This window comes from Mesorhizobium sp. M0910 (assembly GCF_040319465.1).
Taxonomy (GTDB): domain Bacteria; phylum Pseudomonadota; class Alphaproteobacteria; order Rhizobiales; family Rhizobiaceae; genus Mesorhizobium.
Map to the genome: position 1 here is coordinate 616,622 of NZ_JAMYNZ010000002.1, position 17,579 is coordinate 634,200.

At 64.2% G+C, this 17,579-nt stretch carries 12 protein-coding genes; all 12 read left to right on the top strand.

Annotation, left to right across the window (positions count from 1 at the left end; genetic code table 11):
- Positions 1 to 92: 92 nt before the first annotated feature.
- Complete coding sequence (locus NKH78_RS06980; RefSeq protein ID WP_352736766.1) at positions 93 to 1,877, top strand: sensor histidine kinase; 1,785 nt, start codon at positions 93 to 95, stop codon at positions 1,875 to 1,877.
- A gap of 31 nt (positions 1,878 to 1,908) precedes the next feature.
- Complete coding sequence (locus NKH78_RS06985) at positions 1,909 to 2,355, top strand: HPr kinase/phosphorylase (protein WP_352736767.1); 447 nt, start codon at positions 1,909 to 1,911, stop codon at positions 2,353 to 2,355.
- Between the two features lie 164 nt (positions 2,356 to 2,519).
- Entirely contained in the window at positions 2,520 to 2,921 is a 402-nt protein-coding gene (locus tag NKH78_RS06990) for a PTS sugar transporter subunit IIA (protein ID WP_023677550.1), read from the top strand.
- The gene (locus NKH78_RS06995; RefSeq protein WP_352736768.1) at positions 2,918 to 3,214 is read left to right on the top strand and encodes an HPr family phosphocarrier protein; all 297 of its coding nucleotides are present in this window, start codon (positions 2,918 to 2,920) and stop codon (positions 3,212 to 3,214) included. The genes NKH78_RS06990 and NKH78_RS06995 overlap by 4 nt, the downstream gene beginning before the upstream one ends.
- 411 nt (positions 3,215 to 3,625) lie before the next feature.
- Complete coding sequence (ahcY, locus tag NKH78_RS07000) at positions 3,626 to 5,026, top strand: adenosylhomocysteinase (RefSeq protein ID WP_352736769.1); 1,401 nt, start codon at positions 3,626 to 3,628, stop codon at positions 5,024 to 5,026.
- A gap of 188 nt (positions 5,027 to 5,214) precedes the next feature.
- A complete protein-coding gene (locus NKH78_RS07005; RefSeq protein WP_352736770.1) occupies positions 5,215 to 7,776 on the top strand; it encodes a sensor histidine kinase in 2,562 nt (853 codons plus the stop codon).
- An 8-nt stretch (positions 7,777 to 7,784) separates the two neighbouring features.
- Positions 7,785 to 9,296 (top strand): tRNA (adenosine(37)-N6)-threonylcarbamoyltransferase complex ATPase subunit type 1 TsaE, encoded by a 1,512-nt coding sequence (tsaE, locus tag NKH78_RS07010; RefSeq protein ID WP_352736772.1) that lies wholly within the window; start codon positions 7,785 to 7,787, stop codon positions 9,294 to 9,296.
- 41 nt (positions 9,297 to 9,337) lie between these two features.
- Positions 9,338 to 10,096 carry a nucleotidyltransferase family protein gene (locus NKH78_RS07015; protein WP_352736774.1) on the top strand — a complete coding sequence of 253 codons (759 nt, stop codon included), beginning with the start codon at positions 9,338 to 9,340 and terminating at the stop codon, positions 10,094 to 10,096.
- The gene (gene addB / locus NKH78_RS07020) at positions 10,093 to 13,230 is read left to right on the top strand and encodes a double-strand break repair protein AddB (protein WP_352882401.1); all 3,138 of its coding nucleotides are present in this window, start codon (positions 10,093 to 10,095) and stop codon (positions 13,228 to 13,230) included. Before NKH78_RS07015 ends, addB begins: the two co-directional genes overlap by 4 nt.
- The gene (gene addA, locus NKH78_RS07025; protein WP_352736776.1) at positions 13,227 to 16,739 is read left to right on the top strand and encodes a double-strand break repair helicase AddA; all 3,513 of its coding nucleotides are present in this window, start codon (positions 13,227 to 13,229) and stop codon (positions 16,737 to 16,739) included. The genes addB and addA overlap by 4 nt, the downstream gene beginning before the upstream one ends.
- Positions 16,740 to 16,812: 73 nt before the next feature.
- Entirely contained in the window at positions 16,813 to 17,136 is a 324-nt protein-coding gene (trxA, locus tag NKH78_RS07030; protein WP_023677558.1) for a thioredoxin, read from the top strand.
- A 128-nt stretch (positions 17,137 to 17,264) separates the two neighbouring features.
- Positions 17,265 to 17,546 carry a cupin domain-containing protein gene (locus tag NKH78_RS07035; protein ID WP_023718287.1) on the top strand — a complete coding sequence of 94 codons (282 nt, stop codon included), beginning with the start codon at positions 17,265 to 17,267 and terminating at the stop codon, positions 17,544 to 17,546.
- Positions 17,547 to 17,579: the final 33 nt, after the last annotated feature.

Sequence of the window (17,579 nt, forward strand, 5' to 3'; positions counted from 1 at the left end):
CACTCATGCATCGCCGCGATCTCAGCCAACCATTTCTCTATTCCTGCTGCCTACTCACTACTCACTAATTACCGAGCGGGAGCTGCTATTCGATGGCAGTGGAAGTAGAGCGAGTGAGACGGTCGGGCGCCGCCAGGCGCCCGCCGCGGATTCTGCCCGCCTTCGTGTCGAAAATTACGGTGCCGATGCGCCGGTTTCTCGGCCATCACATCTTTTCCAGCCTGACGCGGCGTATCCTCTTTCTCAACCTTGCCGGCCTTGCCGTCCTGGTCACCGGCATTCTCTATCTCAATACCTTTCGTGACGGGCTGATCGACGCCCGTGTCGAGAGCCTGATGACTCAAGGCGAGATCATCGCCGGCGCGATCGCCGCCTCGGCGACGGTCGAGACCGATTCGATCAGCATCGATCCGGAGAAGCTGCTCGAGTTGCAGGCCGGCGAAAGCCTCGGCCCGGGCTCCGATCAGCTCGACAACCTCGATTTTCCGATCAATCCGGAGCGCGTGGCGCCGGTGCTCAGGCGGTTGATCTCGCCGACGCGCACACGCGCCCGCATTTACGACCGCGACGCCAACCTGCTGCTCGATTCCCGCCATCTCTATTCGCGCGGCCAGATCCTTCGCTACGATTTGCCGCCGGTCGAAGAGGAACAGCCAGACCTTCTGGAGCGCATCCAGAAATTCGTCTTCGATTTCTTCCGCAACAAGCAGCTGCCTGTCTATCGCGAGCAGCCGGGTGGCAACGGCGCCGCGTTTCCGGAAGTGGTCAAGGCGCTTACCGGCAGCCCGTCGACGATCGTGCGGATCTCGGAGCAGGGCGAGCAGATCGTTTCTGTGGCGGTGCCGATCCAGCGCTTCCGTGCCGTTCTCGGCGTGCTGATGCTGTCGACCGAAGGCGGCGACATCGACAAGATCGTCGCGGCCGAGCGCAAGGCGATCCTGCGCGTGTTCGGCATTGCCGCCCTGGTTACCGCCATCCTGTCGATGCTGCTGGCCTCCACCATCGCCAACCCGCTGCGCCGGCTTTCCGCGGCGGCGGTCAGGGTTCGCCGCGGCGTCAAGAACCGCGAGGAAATCCCCGACTTCTCCGACCGCCAGGACGAGATCGGCAATCTGTCGATCGCCGTGCGCGACATGACCAACGCGCTCTACGCCCGCATCGAGGCGATCGAAAGTTTTGCCGCGGATGTCTCGCACGAGTTGAAGAACCCGCTTACCTCGCTGCGCAGCGCGGTGGAGACATTGCCGCTGGCCAGGAACGACAATTCGCGCAGCCGGCTGATGGATATCATCCAGCACGATGTGAGGCGGCTTGACCGTCTCATCACCGATATTTCCGATGCCTCCCGTCTCGATGCCGAGCTGGCGCGGGAAGATGCAGGAACCGTCGACCTCAAGAAGTTCATCACCGATCTGGTCGCCGTCTCGCGCGAGGCCACGCGCAACAAGAAGGCGGTCGAGATCGAATTTAAGGTCGCCAAACTGCCACAGGGCGTGAAAGGCTACTTCGTCGTCGGTCATGATCTGAGGATCGGCCAGGTGATCACCAACCTGATCGAGAATGCCCGCTCGTTCGTTCCCGAGGAACGTGGCCACATCACCATATCGCTGGCGCGCGCCGGCAAGTTCAACATCGTCACCATCGACGACAATGGACCCGGTATCCGTGCCGATAACATCGACCGCATTTTCGAGCGGTTCTATACCGATCGGCCGGCCGGCGAGGCGTTCGGTCAGAACTCGGGCCTTGGCCTGTCGATATCCAGGCAGATCGTTGAAGCCCATGGCGGCACGCTGAGCGCCGAGAACATCCCGGGCACCAAGCCTGGCGAGATCAAGGGCGCGCGCTTCGTGGTGACGCTGCCGGCGGAAGGCTGACGGATGAATTCCAATCACGCCTGGTCCTGTTGTGCAGCCTGAAAATATTCACGGCACCGCGATCCTGATAGGCGATCGCGGCATTCTCATCACCGGACCGTCCGGTTTGGGCAAGACGACGCTGGCGCTCGCCCTGATCGATCATTGCAGCCAGCGTGAGCTGTTTTCCCGGCTGATCGGCGATGACCAGCTCTATGCTGCAGATTGCGACGGGCGGCTGGTCTGCCGCGCACCAGCCAGCATAGCCGGCCTCGTCGAGGTGCCGGGATTCGGCCCCAAACCGATACAGTTCGAGCCAAGCTGCGTGATCGACCTCATTATCCGGCTGGTGCCAGCCGGCAAAATGGCCCGCTTCCAGGAAGACTGCAGCGAACTCGTTGTCGGCGTACCAGTGCCGCGCATCGATCTTGCCGGGCGCAATGTAGCGGCGGCCTTGCCGGCAGTGATGTCGCGCCTGTCGATTGCACCTTTCCTGTGATCCGATTTCGATTTTTTGCTGCAATGCGTCAAATTGGCTTGGGCCGGCGCAATTTTGGGCTTGTCAACGGGCCTTGCGTCGACAAGATAGCGCTCCCGCCACCTGGAACGGTCGGCGAGCATAAAATGCGCCTGTGAAGCGGCGATGACGGGAGCCACCAAAGAATGATCGGACTCGTGCTTGTAACGCACGGTCAACTGGCCGCCGAGTTCCGCAATGCCGTGGAACATGTCGTTGGGCCACAAGACAATTTCGAGACCGTGGCGATCGGTGCCGACGACGATATGGAACAGCGCCGCCGCGACATTATCGAGGCAGTCGGCCGCGTCGATACGGGATCAGGCGTCATCGTTTTGACCGACATGTTCGGCGGCACGCCCTCTAACCTCGCCATTTCCGTGATGGAATCCGGGCGTATCGAGGTCATTGCCGGCATGAACCTGCCGATGCTGATCAAGCTGTCCAGCGTTCGCAAGGGCGACAACATGACGGCCGCGCTGGATGAGGCGCAGGCTGCCGGCCGTAAATACATCAATGTCGCCAGTCAACTCCTGAGCAGCAAATGAGCGCGCTGTTGCCGGAAAAGGACAAGATCGTTCGCGACTTTCCGATCGTCAACCAGCGCGGCCTACACGCACGCGCCTCGGCCAAGTTCGTTCAAGTCGCCAGCGGCTTCAACGCCACGGTCCAGGTCGAGAAGGACGGCGTCAAGGTCGGCGGCACCTCGATCATGGGCCTGATGATGCTGGCGGCGAGCCCCGGTTATTCGATACGCGTCACCGCCACCGGCCCGGAGGCCGAAGAGGTCATCGATGCGCTGGAGCAACTAGTTGCTTCCCGTTTCGGCGAGGAGTGCTGACGGCTTCGCCGACGGCACCTGCTACGGCATGTTCGGGCGCAACCTTGCGGCGGTGAAGGAAATCGCATTTTTGCGCGACCGTCGCGTATTTTGTTCTTGCTTTGTGCCGGCAGCTATGCTACTAATTTCGTTATGGTGGCAATTGGCCCCGAAGACCCGCCCGCCGAGGCGGGTTTTTGTTTCCGGCTTTGAAAGTGTTGCCGATCTGAGGTCTGAGGGACGGCCACCTTGGACAGCACCCCTTCTGCGCGCTCTCATGGCCGCCGCCGCTGAAGACATGCACGGATAAAGATTTCTTTATATCCCATTGTCGTCCCACTCCCGATCTGCTAGTCAGGCCGGCAACTCGCGCCCTCCGAAATGCCTTCGGGGCGGGCGCGTCCCGCAATCAATTCGCATCGGAGCACTGCCATGACGGGTAGCAAGGACTATGTGGTCGCTGACATCGCGCTTGCCGGCTGGGGCCGCAAGGAGATCGAGATCGCCGAAACCGAAATGCCCGGCCTGATGGCCTGCCGCGAGGAATTCGGCGACAAGAAGCCGCTCAAGGGCGCGCGCATCACCGGTTCGCTGCACATGACCATCCAGACGGCGGTGCTGATCGAAACGCTGAAAGCGCTCGGCGCCGACATCCGCTGGGCTTCCTGCAATATCTTCTCGACCCAGGACCACGCTGCCGCGGCCATTGCCGAGGCCGGAATTCCGGTGTTTGCCGTCAAGGGCGAGACGCTGGAGGATTATTGGGTCTACACCGACAAGATCTTCCAGTGGGCCGATGGCGGCACCTCCAACATGATCCTCGATGACGGTGGCGATGCCACCATGTACATCCTGATCGGCGCCCGCGCCGAGGCCGGCGAGGATGTGCTGTCCAATCCGGGCAGCGAAGAGGAAGAGATCGTGTTTGCCCAGATCAAGAAGCGCATGCAGGCATCGCCCGGCTTCTTCACCAAGCAGAAGGAAGCGATCCGCGGCGTCACCGAAGAGACGACGACCGGCGTCAACCGGCTCTATCAGTTGCAGAAAAAAGGCCTGCTGCCGTTCCCGGCGATCAACGTCAATGATTCCGTCACCAAGTCGAAATTCGACAACAAATATGGCTGCAAGGAATCGCTTGTCGACGGCATTCGCCGCGGCACCGACACGATGATGGCCGGCAAGGTCGCGGTTGTCTGCGGCTATGGCGACGTCGGCAAGGGCTCGTCGGCTTCGCTCAAGGGCGCCGGCGCCCGCGTCAAGGTCACCGAGGTCGATCCGATCTGCGCGCTGCAGGCGGCGATGGACGGTTTCGAGGTGGTCACGCTCGAAGACGCGGCGCCGACGGCCGACATCGTCATCACCACCACCGGCAACAAGGACGTCGTTACCCTCGACCACATGCGCCTGATGAAGGACATGGTGATCGTCGGCAACATCGGTCACTTCGACAACGAGATCCAGGTGGCCTCGCTGCGCAACCTGAAATGGACCAACATCAAGCCTCAGGTGGACATGATCACCTTCCCGGACGGCAAGCGGATGATCCTTTTGTCGGAAGGCCGCCTGCTCAACCTCGGCAACGCTACCGGCCACCCGAGCTTCGTCATGTCGGCGTCCTTCACCAATCAGGTGTTGGCCCAGATCGAGCTGTACACCAAGCCCGGCCAGTACGAGAACCAGGTCTATGTCCTGCCGAAGCATCTCGACGAAAAGGTCGCGCGCCTGCATCTCGACAAGCTCGGTGCCCGCCTGACCGAACTGTCCGGCGAACAGGCCGCCTATATCGGCGTCACTCCGCAGGGACCGTTCAAGCCGGAACACTACCGCTATTAACCACGGCGAAACTTGCCACTAGATATTGGAGCCGGGCGATTGACTTTTCGCCCGGCTTTATTTTTGCGCTGATTGATTCTTCACGCCGATTCGCGCAAGCGCTATGGTGCTGATTCGCGGTCCGGGGACGAGGCCCGGGCGCACGCATCAGGGCGGTCTTGCATTCAGGCGGCGAAGAGGACCAAGACATGCCGGGGGATAACCCGCCTTGCGCGGGACAGGCCGTTTCCGGCGGCCATAACGATTGGGTCACGGGCTCCGCTGCCAGAGGCGGCAGCCTTTTGTGGCGTGCCGGCAGCCGTATCGGAGTGCTGCTTGCTTCGTCCGCGCTGGTTGGTCCGCTGCTTGGCTCTGCTGCACATGCCCAAACCCGCGCGGCGCAAAAGGCCGGGCTGTCGGTCAGCACGGTCGAGGTCATGCAACTCGCCATGTTCGTCGGCGTCATGGGGGCGGCATTGCTGTCGGCCATCTTTCTGATCCGCGAACGGGCGCGCACCGCGGCGGAAAATGCCGAGCTCAGGACCCGCATCGCCGACGTCAATGCCGCGCTGCAGCGCTCGGAGGCGCTGCTCCATTCCCGCGATCAGCGCGTGGTGGTATGGGCGGCCGAGAACAAGAAGCCCGAGCTTGTCGGGACATTGCCGATCGAGAGCGGCGCGCCGGAGGACCGGGCGGCCTTCCTGGCTTTCGGCCGCTGGCTGATGCCGCGTTCGGCGGCCGCACTCGAACATGCCGTCGCATCACTGCGGGACAAGGCAAAGCCGTTCGATCTGGTCATCGAATCGCAGGCCGGCCAGCCGCTCGAGGTTCACGGCCGCAAGAGTGCGGCGCATGTGCTGGTTCGCTTCGTCTCGCTTTCGGAGACACAGCGAAGCCAGGCCAGGCTGAAGATCGAGAACCAGCGCTTAGCCGCCGACCATGAGACGCTGATCGGCCTTCTGGATGCGCTCAAGATGCCATCATGGCTGCGGGCCGTCGACGGGCGGCTGAAATGGGTCAACCGGGCCTATGCCGAAGCGGTCGAGGCCGAGAATGCCGAAGCGGCGGTTCGTGACGGCAAGGAATTCCTCGGAGGCCAGGCGCGCGACACGATCGCTGAGCAGCACAAGTCGCACCCCGTCTTCGAACAGACGCTCTCCACGGTGATCGAAGGCGACCGCCGTATGTTTGCCGTGACCGATTTTGCCGGGGCGGATGGTTCGGCTGGTCTTGCCTGCGACATCAGCGCCATCGAGGCCATTCGCGCCGAATATGAGCGGACCGTGCAGAGCCACGCCGACACGCTCGATCAGCTCAACACCGCCGTGGCGATTTTCGATACCGACGAGAAATTGCGGTTTTTCAATCAGGCGTTCCAGAAACTATGGGGCCTCGACAGCGGCTTCCTGCACAGCGCGCCGGATAACGCCTTGCTGCTCGACCGCCTGCGCAGCGAAGGCAAGATCGCCGAGCAGCCCGAATGGCGACGCTGGAAAGAGAGCCTGCTCGGCGCTTACCGCGCGGTTGAATCGCAGGAGCATTGGTGGCATCTGCCGGACGGCAAAACCATTCGCGTCGTCGCCAATCCGCAGCCCAAGGGCGGCGTCACCTGGGTATTCGAGAACCTGACCGAGAAGATGGACCTTGAAAGCCGCTATCAGACCGCTGTGCGGGTTCAGGGTGAGACGCTCGACAACCTTGCCGAAGGCGTCGCTGTGTTCGGCCCCGACGGCAGGCTGAGATTGTCCAACCCGGCCTTCGCGGCACTGTGGGGGCTGGATGCCGATGCCTCAAAACCCAACGTCCATGTCTCGACGATCCGCGAACTTTGCGACCGCCGTGCCGTCGACAGTCCATGGGGCGGGTTCGTTGCCGCCATCACCGGCTTCGACGACGAGCGCCGCGACCGCCACGGCCAGACCGAATTGAACAACGGCACCGTTTTGCGCTACGCCGTCATCCCTTTGCCCAACGGCCAGGTGATGATGACCTTTGTCGACGTTACCGACAGCGTCAATGTCGAGCGGGCACTGAAGGACAAGAATGAGGCGCTGCAAAAGTCCGACCAGATCAAGAACGAATTCGTGCAGCACGTCTCCTATGAGCTGCGCTCGCCGCTCACCAACATCATCGGCTTTACCGAGCTTCTTTCACTGCCGTCGACTGGTCCGTTGAACCAGAAGCAACGCGAATATATCGGGCATGTCGGCTCGTCGTCCTCGGTCCTGCTCACCATCGTCAACGACATCCTCGATCTGGCGACGGTGGATGCCGGCATCATGGAACTCGACATTTCCGAAGTTCACATCAATCGAACCATTACGGCCGCCGCCGAACTGGTCGCCGATCGGCTGGAGGAACATGCGATCAAGCTTAGGATCGACGCGGCTGCCGCGCCGAAGACCTTCCACGGCGACGAGATCCGCGTCCGCCAGATACTCTACAATCTGCTCAGCAATGCCGCCAATTACGCGCCGGAGGCGAGCACCATAACGCTCGCTTGCCGCCAGCTTGCCGACGGCGTGGAATTTTCCGTTCACGATGACGGCCCCGGCATGCCGCCGGACCTGCTTGAGTCAGTGTTCCGGCGCTTCGAGCCGCGCACCAATGGCGGCCGCCGCCGTGGCGCCGGGCTCGGCCTGTCGATCGTCAAGAGCTTTGTCGAACTCCATGGCGGCAGCGTCCGCATCGAGACCGGCAGGGATAAGGGCACCACGGTTGTTTGCGCTTTTCCCGACACGCCGTCGGGCATTCGTGCGGCGGCCGAGTAGCGCGTCCGATGGCGGTATTGGTGCTGGAGCGTTTTCTCGCCGACGAGGCTGCGACGGCAAGGCTCGGCGAGGATCTTGCCATGTCGCTGCGCATTGGCGACGTGCTCGCTCTCAAGGGCGATCTCGGCGCCGGCAAATCGACCTTGGCACGGGCGCTGATCAGGGCGCTGGCCGACGATGCCGGCCTCGACGTGCCGAGCCCGACCTTCACGCTGGTCCAGAGCTACGACACGCGTGTGCCGGTCCATCATTTCGATCTCTACCGCTTGGGCACGGCATCCGAACTGGACGAGCTGGGCTTCGACGAGGCGCTGTCCCAAGGGGCTGCGCTGATCGAATGGCCGGAGCGGGCAGAGGCATATTTGCCGAAAACCTCGGTGCTGGTCGAACTTCTCCAGCGGGGCGACGGCCGACTGGCGAGACTGTCGGGAGAGGGCGCCGCCTTCGAGCGCGCGGCGCGATCGCTGGCGATGCGCGATTTTCTCGGGCAGGCCGGTTGGGGCGAAGCGCAGCGACGACATTTCATCGGTGATGCCTCGGCTCGCTCCTACGAGATCGTCACGCTCGCCGGATTTCCGCCGCGCGTGCTGATGAACTCGCCAAGGCTGGTGCTCGGACCGCCAGTCCGCGACGGCAAACCCTATGCCGAGATCGCCCACACGGCGCAATCCGTTTCGGCATTCGTCGCCATCGATCGGGCCTTGCGGGCCGGCGGTGTCAGCGTCCCGGAAATCCACGCCCAGGACCTCGACCAGGGTTTTCTCCTGCTGGAACATCTTGGTTCCCAAGGCTTCCTCGACAAGCGCGGCCAGCCGGTGGCCGAGCGTTATGCGGCGGCGGCCGAACTGCTTGCCATGATGCACGGCAAAACATGGCCGGCCCGCATGCAGGCCGGCCCCGGCGTCTTCCACGAGGTGCCGCCTTTCGACCGCGACGCCATGATGATCGAGGCCGAATTGCTGGTCGACTGGTATGTCCCGGCGATTTCACGCGCTCCGCCAAGCGAGGCGTTGCGCGCCGGTTATCGCAGCGAATGGAATGCGGTGCTCGATCGGCTCGAGGGGCGCGAATACACGCTTATGTTGCGCGACTTCCATTCGCCCAACCTGATCTGGCGCGCTGACCGTTCCGGTCATGACCGCCTCGGCGTCGTCGATGTCCAGGATGCGCTGATCGGACCGTCCGCCTACGACGTCGCATCGCTCGCCATGGACGCGCGCGTCACCATTTCACCTGAAATCGAAAAGCACACGCTCGCCGCTTATATCGCCGCGCGGCGCGCGGCCGGCGTCTTCGACGAGGACGAATTCCTCGAAACCTATGCAATCATGGCCGCACAGCGCAATTCCAAGGTACTCGGCATCTTCGTGCGGCTCGAAAAACGTGACGGCAAGCCTTATTATCTGAAGCATCTGCCGCGCATCCGCGACTATCTTCGCCGGGCGCTGGCGCATCCGGCGCTGGCCAGGCTGCAGGATTTCTACATCGCCCACGGCTTGCTGGAGGAACGCTCGATTTGACGGCTAAGGATTTAGGCCTGGCGGTGTCGGACGAGGGACCGATGCCAACGACCGCCATGGTGCTCGCCGCCGGGCTCGGCAAGCGCATGCGGCCGATCACCGACACCATGCCGAAGCCGCTGGTCAAGATCGCCGGCAAGACATTGCTCGACTGGGGGCTGGATTGCCTAGCCGAAGCCGGCGTCGCCAAGGCCGTCGTCAACGTCCATTACCTGCCGAAACAGATCGTTGACCATGTAGCCCGCCGCAGTGCGCCGAGAATCGTCATTTCGGATGAGAGCAGCGGCTTGCTCGACTCTGCCGGCGGTATCGTTAAGGCATTGCCCTGGTTAGGGGCGCCCTTCTATGTGCTTAACGCGGACACCTTCTGGATAGACAGCGGCGTTTCTAATCTCAGGCGACTTGCTCTTGCATGGGAGGGCGCGACAAGGGACATTCTGCTGATGCTTGCGGATCTCCAGTCGGCAACCGGACATACCGGCGGAACCGATTTCCTGATGGCGCCGGACGGCGCCTTGCGGCGTGCGAACAACAATCCGGCCGGCCTGATCTATGCCGGCGCCGCAATCATCCATCCGCGCATCTTCAAGGATGCGCCGGCCGGCCCGCTGTCGCTCAACGCCTATTTCGACGCGGCAATCACCGCCGGCCGCCTGTTCGGCATGAAGATGCAGGGTCACTGGATCACAGTCGGCACACCTGACGCGATCCCGCGGGCGGAAGCAGCGGTCGCCGCCGCGCTTGCCGGCACGCCCAATGCTGTTGCTGAGGCACCCGGCGCTCTTACCGAGTCGAAATGAGCGGCTCCCGCCGCGTTTTCTCGATTCCGCCCGGAGCGCCGTTCCTGCCGACGCTGGCCGAGGCGCTGCTTGCAGGGCGCCTGGTTCCCGGCTTTGCCTACGATGGCGATCCGCTGATGCTGGCCGATCTCACCATTTATGTGCCGACGCGCCGTGCGGCGCGGGCGCTTCGCGGCGAATTCGTCGATGCTCTCTCGCGCTCGGGAAGCCGCTCGGCGATCCTGCCGGTCATCCGCCCGCTTGGCGAGTTCGACGAAGATGAAGCTGCCTTCGAGGCAGGAGCTTCGGCCGCCATCGACCTTGCGCCGCCGATCGCCGCGGTAGAGCGCCTGCTGCTGCTTGCGCCGCTGGTGCGAGCGTGGAAACGCCGCCTGCCGGCACATGTCGCCGCATTGTTCGACGAGGAGATCGTCATCCCGGCTTCCGCCGCCGACGCCCTCTGGCTGGCGCGCGACCTGGCGCGGCTGATGGACGAGATCGAGACCGAGGGCACGGATTGGGCGAGGCTCGCCGACCTTGTGACCGGCAATCTCGCAGGCTGGTGGCAGGTGACGCTCGATTTCCTGAGCATCGTGACCGAGAACTGGCCGAAGCTGCTCGAGGAACGCCATCGCTCCAATCCCGCCGCGCATCGCAATGCTCTGATAAGGCTGGAGGCGGCGCGGCTCAGGCGCAATCCGCCGGCCGGGCCGGTGATCGCCGCCGGCTCCACAGGATCGATCCCAGCCACGGCCGAGCTGCTTGCCGTGATCGCCGGTCTGCCCAATGGCGCCGTTGTGCTGCCCGGGCTCGACCGGACACTGGACGAGCCGTCCTTTGCCGCCATCAGTGCGCTCGGTGCGCGCCCGGCCCTGCTTGGCCACCCGCAATACGGCCTGGCAAAGTTGATCGGCAAGATCGGCGTGCCGCGCGCCGACGTCGAGGACCTTGCTGTTGCGCCGCGGCCGCTTGCATTGCGCGCCGCACTCGTCGGCGAAGCGCTTCGCCCGGCGGAGACTACCGAGCTCTGGGCCGAGACGCGCGCCCGCTTTACGGCCGGTGATATTGCCGAGGCCTTCGCTGACGTGACGCTTCTCGAAGCCGCCAGCGAACGCGATGAAGCCGTGGCGATCGCCGTCGCGCTCAAACAGGCCGTCGAACGGCCCGGCCAGCGCGCCGCGCTGGTCACCGGCGATCGCGCGCTGGCGCGGCGCGTCTCGGTCGAGCTGTTGCGCTTCGGCGTCGCCGCCGACGATTCCGGGGGCACGCCGCTCATCAACACGCCAGCCGCCAGCCTGCTCAGGCTGGCGCTTCAGGCAGCCTTCCGCCCGGGCGACCCGGTCGCCTTGCTGTCGCTGCTCAAGCATCCGTTGCTTGGCCTCGACCGAGAGCGGGCAAGCGTGCGCCATGCGGCCGAAATCGTCGAACTCGTGGCGCTGCGCGGTGGCACCGGGCGTCCGGACGTCGCGTCGCTGCCGCAGCTCTTCGACACGCGGCTCCTCGAATTCGACGGCGGCGGCAATCGCCGCCCGCCTTTCTGGCGATCGCGCCTCTCGGTCAGGCGCATCGAACAGGCGCGCGAGCTGCTGATCCGGCTAGCGGCTGCGCTGGCGCCGCTGGTTGCTTTTCGCGGCGAGGAGAATGCCGATCTTGCCACGCTTGTGCGTGCCAGCGTCGTTGCGCTCGAAAGCCTCGGACGCGCCGCCGACGGCAGCCTGAGCGAACTCTATGCCGGCGATGCCGGCGAAAAGCTTGCCGAGCTCTTGCGCGGGCTGGTCGCGGCCTCGGTGTCGTTCTCCTTCGCGGCTGACGAATGGCCTGACGTGATGGAGGCGCTGATCGCGCCCGAGATGGTCAAGCCGGCACAGGGCACCGACAGGAACATCGCCATCTGGGGGGTGCTGGAAGCGCGGCTTCAGGATGTCGACACGCTGGTCGTCGGCGGGCTCAACGAAGGCGTGTGGCCGCGCAAGCCGGAGAGCGACCGCTTCATGTCGCGGCTGATGAAGACCGGCATCGATCTTGAACCGCCGGAGCGGCGCATCGGCCTTGCCGCCCATGATTTCCAGATGGCCATGGGCGCCAAGAAATTGGTGCTGGCCCGCTCTGCCCGTTCCGGCGACGCACCGTCAGTGCCCTCGCGCTGGCTGCAGCGTATCCTTACCTTCGTCGGCGAGGACCATGCTACGGCACTTCGCCGGCGCGGCGATGAACTGCTTGCCTGGGCGCGTGTGCTCGATGCCGGCGAAAAGCAGGACTTTGCGCCGCGGCCGCAGCCGAAGCCGCCGCTCACCGTACGGCCGCACCACTTCTCGGTCACCGAGATCGAAACGCTGCGTCGCGATCCCTATGCGGTCTATGCCAGAAGGATACTCGGCCTGATGCCGCTCGATCCGGTCATTCGCGATCCGGGCGCTGCCGAGCGTGGCACGCTGTTTCACGCAATTCTGCACCTCTTCTCGGCGAGGGTGGCCGACCCGCGCGCGCCGGAGGCGCTGGACGGGCTCATCGCCGCAGGCCGCTCCTGCTTTGCCGAGGCTGCCCTGCCCGCCGATGTCGAGGCGGTGTGGTGGCCACGCTTCGAAAAGCTTGCCGCCGGCATCATCGAATGGGAGCGCGGCCGGGCCGCAGCCGTGGCACGGCGGCAGGCCGAGGAACGCGCCGAAAAGACCGGGGTCGGCCGATCCGGCGTAACCCTGTCCGGCTATGCTGATCGCATCGATCTGCTGGCTGGCGGAATGGCCGACATCCTCGACTACAAGACCGGCTCGTCGCCATCCAAGGCACAGGCGCACACGCTGCTCGCGCCGCAACTGGCGCTGGAGGGCGCGCTGCTCAGGCGCGGCGCTTTCAAGGAGCTTGGCGCATGCGAGCCGTCGCAACTGGCCTTCGTGCGGCTGAGGCCGAGTGGCGAAGTGTTCGAGGAATCCATCCTCGAATACAACCGCAGGCCGCGAACCGCCGCCGATCTCGCCGAAGAAGCGTGGGCGCGGCTGGAAAAACTGCTGATCCACTACGCCGACCCGGCGACCGGCTATCTGTCGCGGGCGCTGCCGTTCCGCGAGGGCGAGACCGACGGCGACTATGACCATCTCGCCCGCGTGCTCGAATGGTCGGCCGGCGGCGACGCCGACGACGAGGGAGGGGAGGCGTGAAAAAGGCCTACCCCATTCCAAGCGACACTGCCGCGAGCCAGGCAAGCGCGTCCGACCCGCGCAATTCCGCCTGGGTGTCGGCCAACGCCGGATCCGGCAAGACCCATGTACTCGCCCAGCGCGTTATCCGGCTTCTGCTGCGTGGCACCGATCCGTCCAAGATCCTGTGCCTGACCTATACGCGTGCCGCCGCCGCCAACATGTCGAACCGGGTGTTTTCGACCCTGTCGCAATGGACGACCTTGGGCAATGCCGAGCTCTCGAAACGGATAGAGGCGCTGGACGGCCGCCAGCCCGGCCGCGAAACCATGCGCCGGGCGCGGCGGTTGTTTGCGGAGGCGCTGGAGACACCGGGCGGGCTGAAGATCCAGACCATCCACGCCTTCTGCGAATCGGTGCTGCATCAGTTCCCGCTGGAAGCCAATATCCCGGCGCATTTCGAAATGCTCGATCCGCAAATGGAGGCTTCGCTGTTCGCCGCCGCCCGCCGCGACATGATTTCGGGCGGCGTTGCAGGCGATGCGGCATTGGCCGAGGCCTTCGCCACCGTGCTTGAGCGCGGCGGCGAACATGGGCTCGACGCACTGCTGGCCGAGATCGTGCGCAAGCGCGATGGTTTGCGTGCGTTCATCGCCGCGGCCGGCGGCGATGGTTTTCAGGCGCTGTTCGACGAGTTTCAGTTCCGCGCCGGCCAGACGCCAGAAGGCATAGCCGCCTCCGTCTGGCCGCTGCCCGGCTTCCTGCCGGATTATCTCGTCACCTTTTCGCGGGCGGCCGAGGCCGCCGATGCGCGCGTGGTGCTGAACAATATGCTGCCATACGCCCGTCTCGCCTTCGCCGAGGAGCATCCGGTCCGTCGCCTGAATTTGCTCTCCAAGGCTTTCCTGAGGGCCGACGGCGAGCCTTACGATCCGGCAAAGACGTTCAAAAGGGCATTGCTTGACCGGTTGCCCGATCTTGCTGAACGATATCTGGCGGCGGTCGACGCCATTCTCGAAATCTCCGACCGGCTGGCCTTGTTCAGGATGCTGGAGGGCACGCGTGCGGCGCTGACCATCGCCGACTGGCTGATCGCCCGCTACGAGCAATTGAAGCGCGCCCGCGGCTTCCTCGACTTCAACGACCTGATCACCCGCACGGTCCATCTACTGGCGCGGCCCGACGCCGGCCCATGGGTGCAATACAAGCTCGACCAGGGCATCGACCACATCCTCCTCGACGAGGCGCAAGACACCAGTCCCGACCAGTGGGAGGTGGTCAAGCGGCTGGCGGAGGAGTTCTTTGCCGGACTCGGCGCACGCGACGCCGTCCACCGCACCATCTTTGCGGTCGGCGACGAAAAGCAGTCGATCTATTCCTTCCAGGGAGCCGCCCCGGACTCCTTTGCCGACAGCCGGATTTTGTTTGCCGGCAAAGTCAGATCCGCCGCCGCCGCCTTCGCCGATCTCAAGCTGACCTGGTCGTTTCGCTCGACCGACGACGTGCTTGCGGCGGTGGATCGTGTCTTTGCCGACCCGCACGTGCGGCGCGGCATCAGCCACGATCCCGATCCGCTCGACCACAAGGCGATCCGCAACGATGCGCCGGGCTATGTCGAGGTCTGGCCCTCGCTCGGCGCCGACACCGTCGACGAACCGGACGACTGGACGCAAGCGGTGGATCACGCCCACGCACCGGCGGTGCGCGTTGCCGAAAACGTTGCAGCGACCGTTGCCGGCTGGATCGGCGGCGGCGAGGTCATCGAAGGGCGTGGCAAGAAACTCCGGCCCGGCGACGTGCTGGTGCTGGTGCGCAAGCGCGACCGCTTCGTCCATGCCCTGACACGGGCGTTGAAGCGCCGCGACATCCCCGTGGCCGGCGCCGACCGGCTCAGCCTGCCTGGCCATATCGCGGTGAAGGACCTGATCGCACTCGGTCATTTCCTCATCCAGCCCGAGGACGATCTGTCGCTGGCCGCCGTGCTGCGCAGCCCGATCTTCGATGTCTCGGAAGAGCAGCTTTTCGCGCTTGCTGCGGAGAGGCCGTCGGGCGTCTCGCTGATCGCCTCGCTGCGCCGGCATGCCGGCGAAAGCGAGGCGTTGGCCGCTGTCGTCAGCCGGCTCGACACATGGTCGAACGAGGCCGCATTCAAGCCGGTGTTCGAATTCTATGCTGCAGCTCTCGCCCGCGACGGCCTGCGCAAGAAGATGATCGCGCGGCTCGGGCCGGAGGCCGGCGACATCCTCGACGAATTCCTGAATTTCTGCCTGGCCGAGGAGCGGACCGGCCTGCCGGGACTGGAATCCTTCCTGTCGACGTTGGAAAATGCCGGCCCCGAGATCAAGCGCGAAATGGACCAGACCCGCGACGAGGTTCGCGTCATGACCGTGCATGCCGCCAAAGGCCTGGAGGCGCCGGTGGTATTCCTTGTCGATGGCGGCTCCGCGCCGTTCAGCGACCAGCATCTGCCGAGATTGATGCCGTTCGAAGGCTCGGGCGACTGCTGGGAGGGCAAGGGTTATCTCTGGCGTTCGGCCAGCGATGTCGCCAATGGATTTTCACGCGCCGCATCGGCCCGCGCCCGAGAGCTCGCCGACGATGAATATCGCCGGCTGCTCTATGTCGGCATGACCCGCGCCGAGGATCGGCTGATCGTCTGCGGCTACCATGGCAAGCGGGCGCCAAATACCGGCACCTGGCATTCGATCGTCAGCCGCGCACTGGTCGGTGCCGCGGAGAGCGAAGCACGCCGGCATCCCGCCACCGGCGAGACCGTGCATCGTTTCCAGGCGACGAAACTGCGGCCCATGCCACTGGCGTCAGTGGATGAGGCACGACAGACTGAACGCTTTGCGCCATTGCCGGAAACCCTGTTCCAGCCTCTGCCGCCCTTCGAGGAATTGCCGCGGCCGCTCTCGCCGTCCGGCGCCTCGGTGCTGATCGACGAGGCGCGGCAAGCGGTGGCCGACATGCGTTCGCCGGTGCTGGATGCCGACGCCGAGCCCGGCTTTGCCGTCGTGCGCGGGCTGGCGCTGCACAAATTGCTGCAGATGCTGCCCGGCATCGACGAGGGAAAACGCCGGGATGCCGCCGAACGCTATCTGGCAAGAGCCGGCGCGGCATGGCCCGACGACGAGCGCGACAAGGCCCTGGCTGGCGTTTTCAGAATTCTTGCTGACAGCCGCTTCGCGCCGCTGTTTGCGCCAGACTCGCGCGCTGAAATCGCCATCATGGGCAGCCTGGAGGTGAGGGGAAAACTGCGCTCGATTTCCGGCAAGATCGACCGGCTGACAGTAACGCCGGACAAGGTTTCGATCGTCGACTACAAGACCAATCGGCCAGCGCCAGCTACGCTCGCCGAAGTCCCGCAAGCCTATGTTCTGCAGCTCGCACTCTATCGCGCGCTGCTTCAGCCGCTCTATCCGGGACGCGAGGTCTCGGCGGCGCTGCTGTTCACCGAGGCGCCGCGGCTGATCGATCTGCCGGCAGCGGCCATGGACGACGCGCTTGCTAGACTCACGGGAGCGTGACACAACACTTGCTTGAAGACGGACGCGATCACCACCACATTTGGTGCGACGAACAAATCGAAAGGATCTCAGCATGGCCACCGTCAAGGTCGACAAGAGCAATTTCCAGGCCGACGTGCTCAACGCCAAGGAGCCCGTCGTGGTCGATTTCTGGGCGGAATGGTGCGGCCCGTGCAAGATGATCGCCCCGGCGCTCGAGGACATCGCCATCGAACTCGGCAGCAAGATAAAGATCGCCAAGCTCAACATAGACGAGAATCCTGAGCTGGCCGCGCAGTTCGGCGTGCGCTCGATCCCGACGCTGATGATCTTCAAGGGCGGCGAAGTCGCCGACATGAAGGTCGGTGCTGCGCCGAAAACGGCATTGTCGCATTGGATCAACGGCAGCCTCGCCTGATCCGACCAGAATTTTGCAGAAAAGCCCGGCCTCGCGCCGGGCTTTCTTGTGGCGCCACCGATCCGCAGATCTGGCACTCGCCACTTGTCGTCTCATGCTCTTGTCTGGCTTAGAGCAGGAGGAGCGATATGACCGGATCCGCCAAGGCCACCGTCTTCATCGACAATGAGCGAGTCATTGTCACCGAATACCGTTTCGCCCCGGGCGACAACACCGGCTGGCACCGCCATGGCCACGACTATGTGATCGTGCCGTTGACCGACGGCAAGGTGAAGCTCCTGACCAAGGATGGGGAATCTTTTGCCGAAATGAAGAAGGGCGCGCCGTATTTCCGCAATGAGGGCGTCGAACATGACGTCATCAGCGCAAACGATGGCGAATTCGCCTTCATCGAGGTCGAACTGAAGTAGTCCACCAACCACCGGCTGCGCCGCTACAATTGT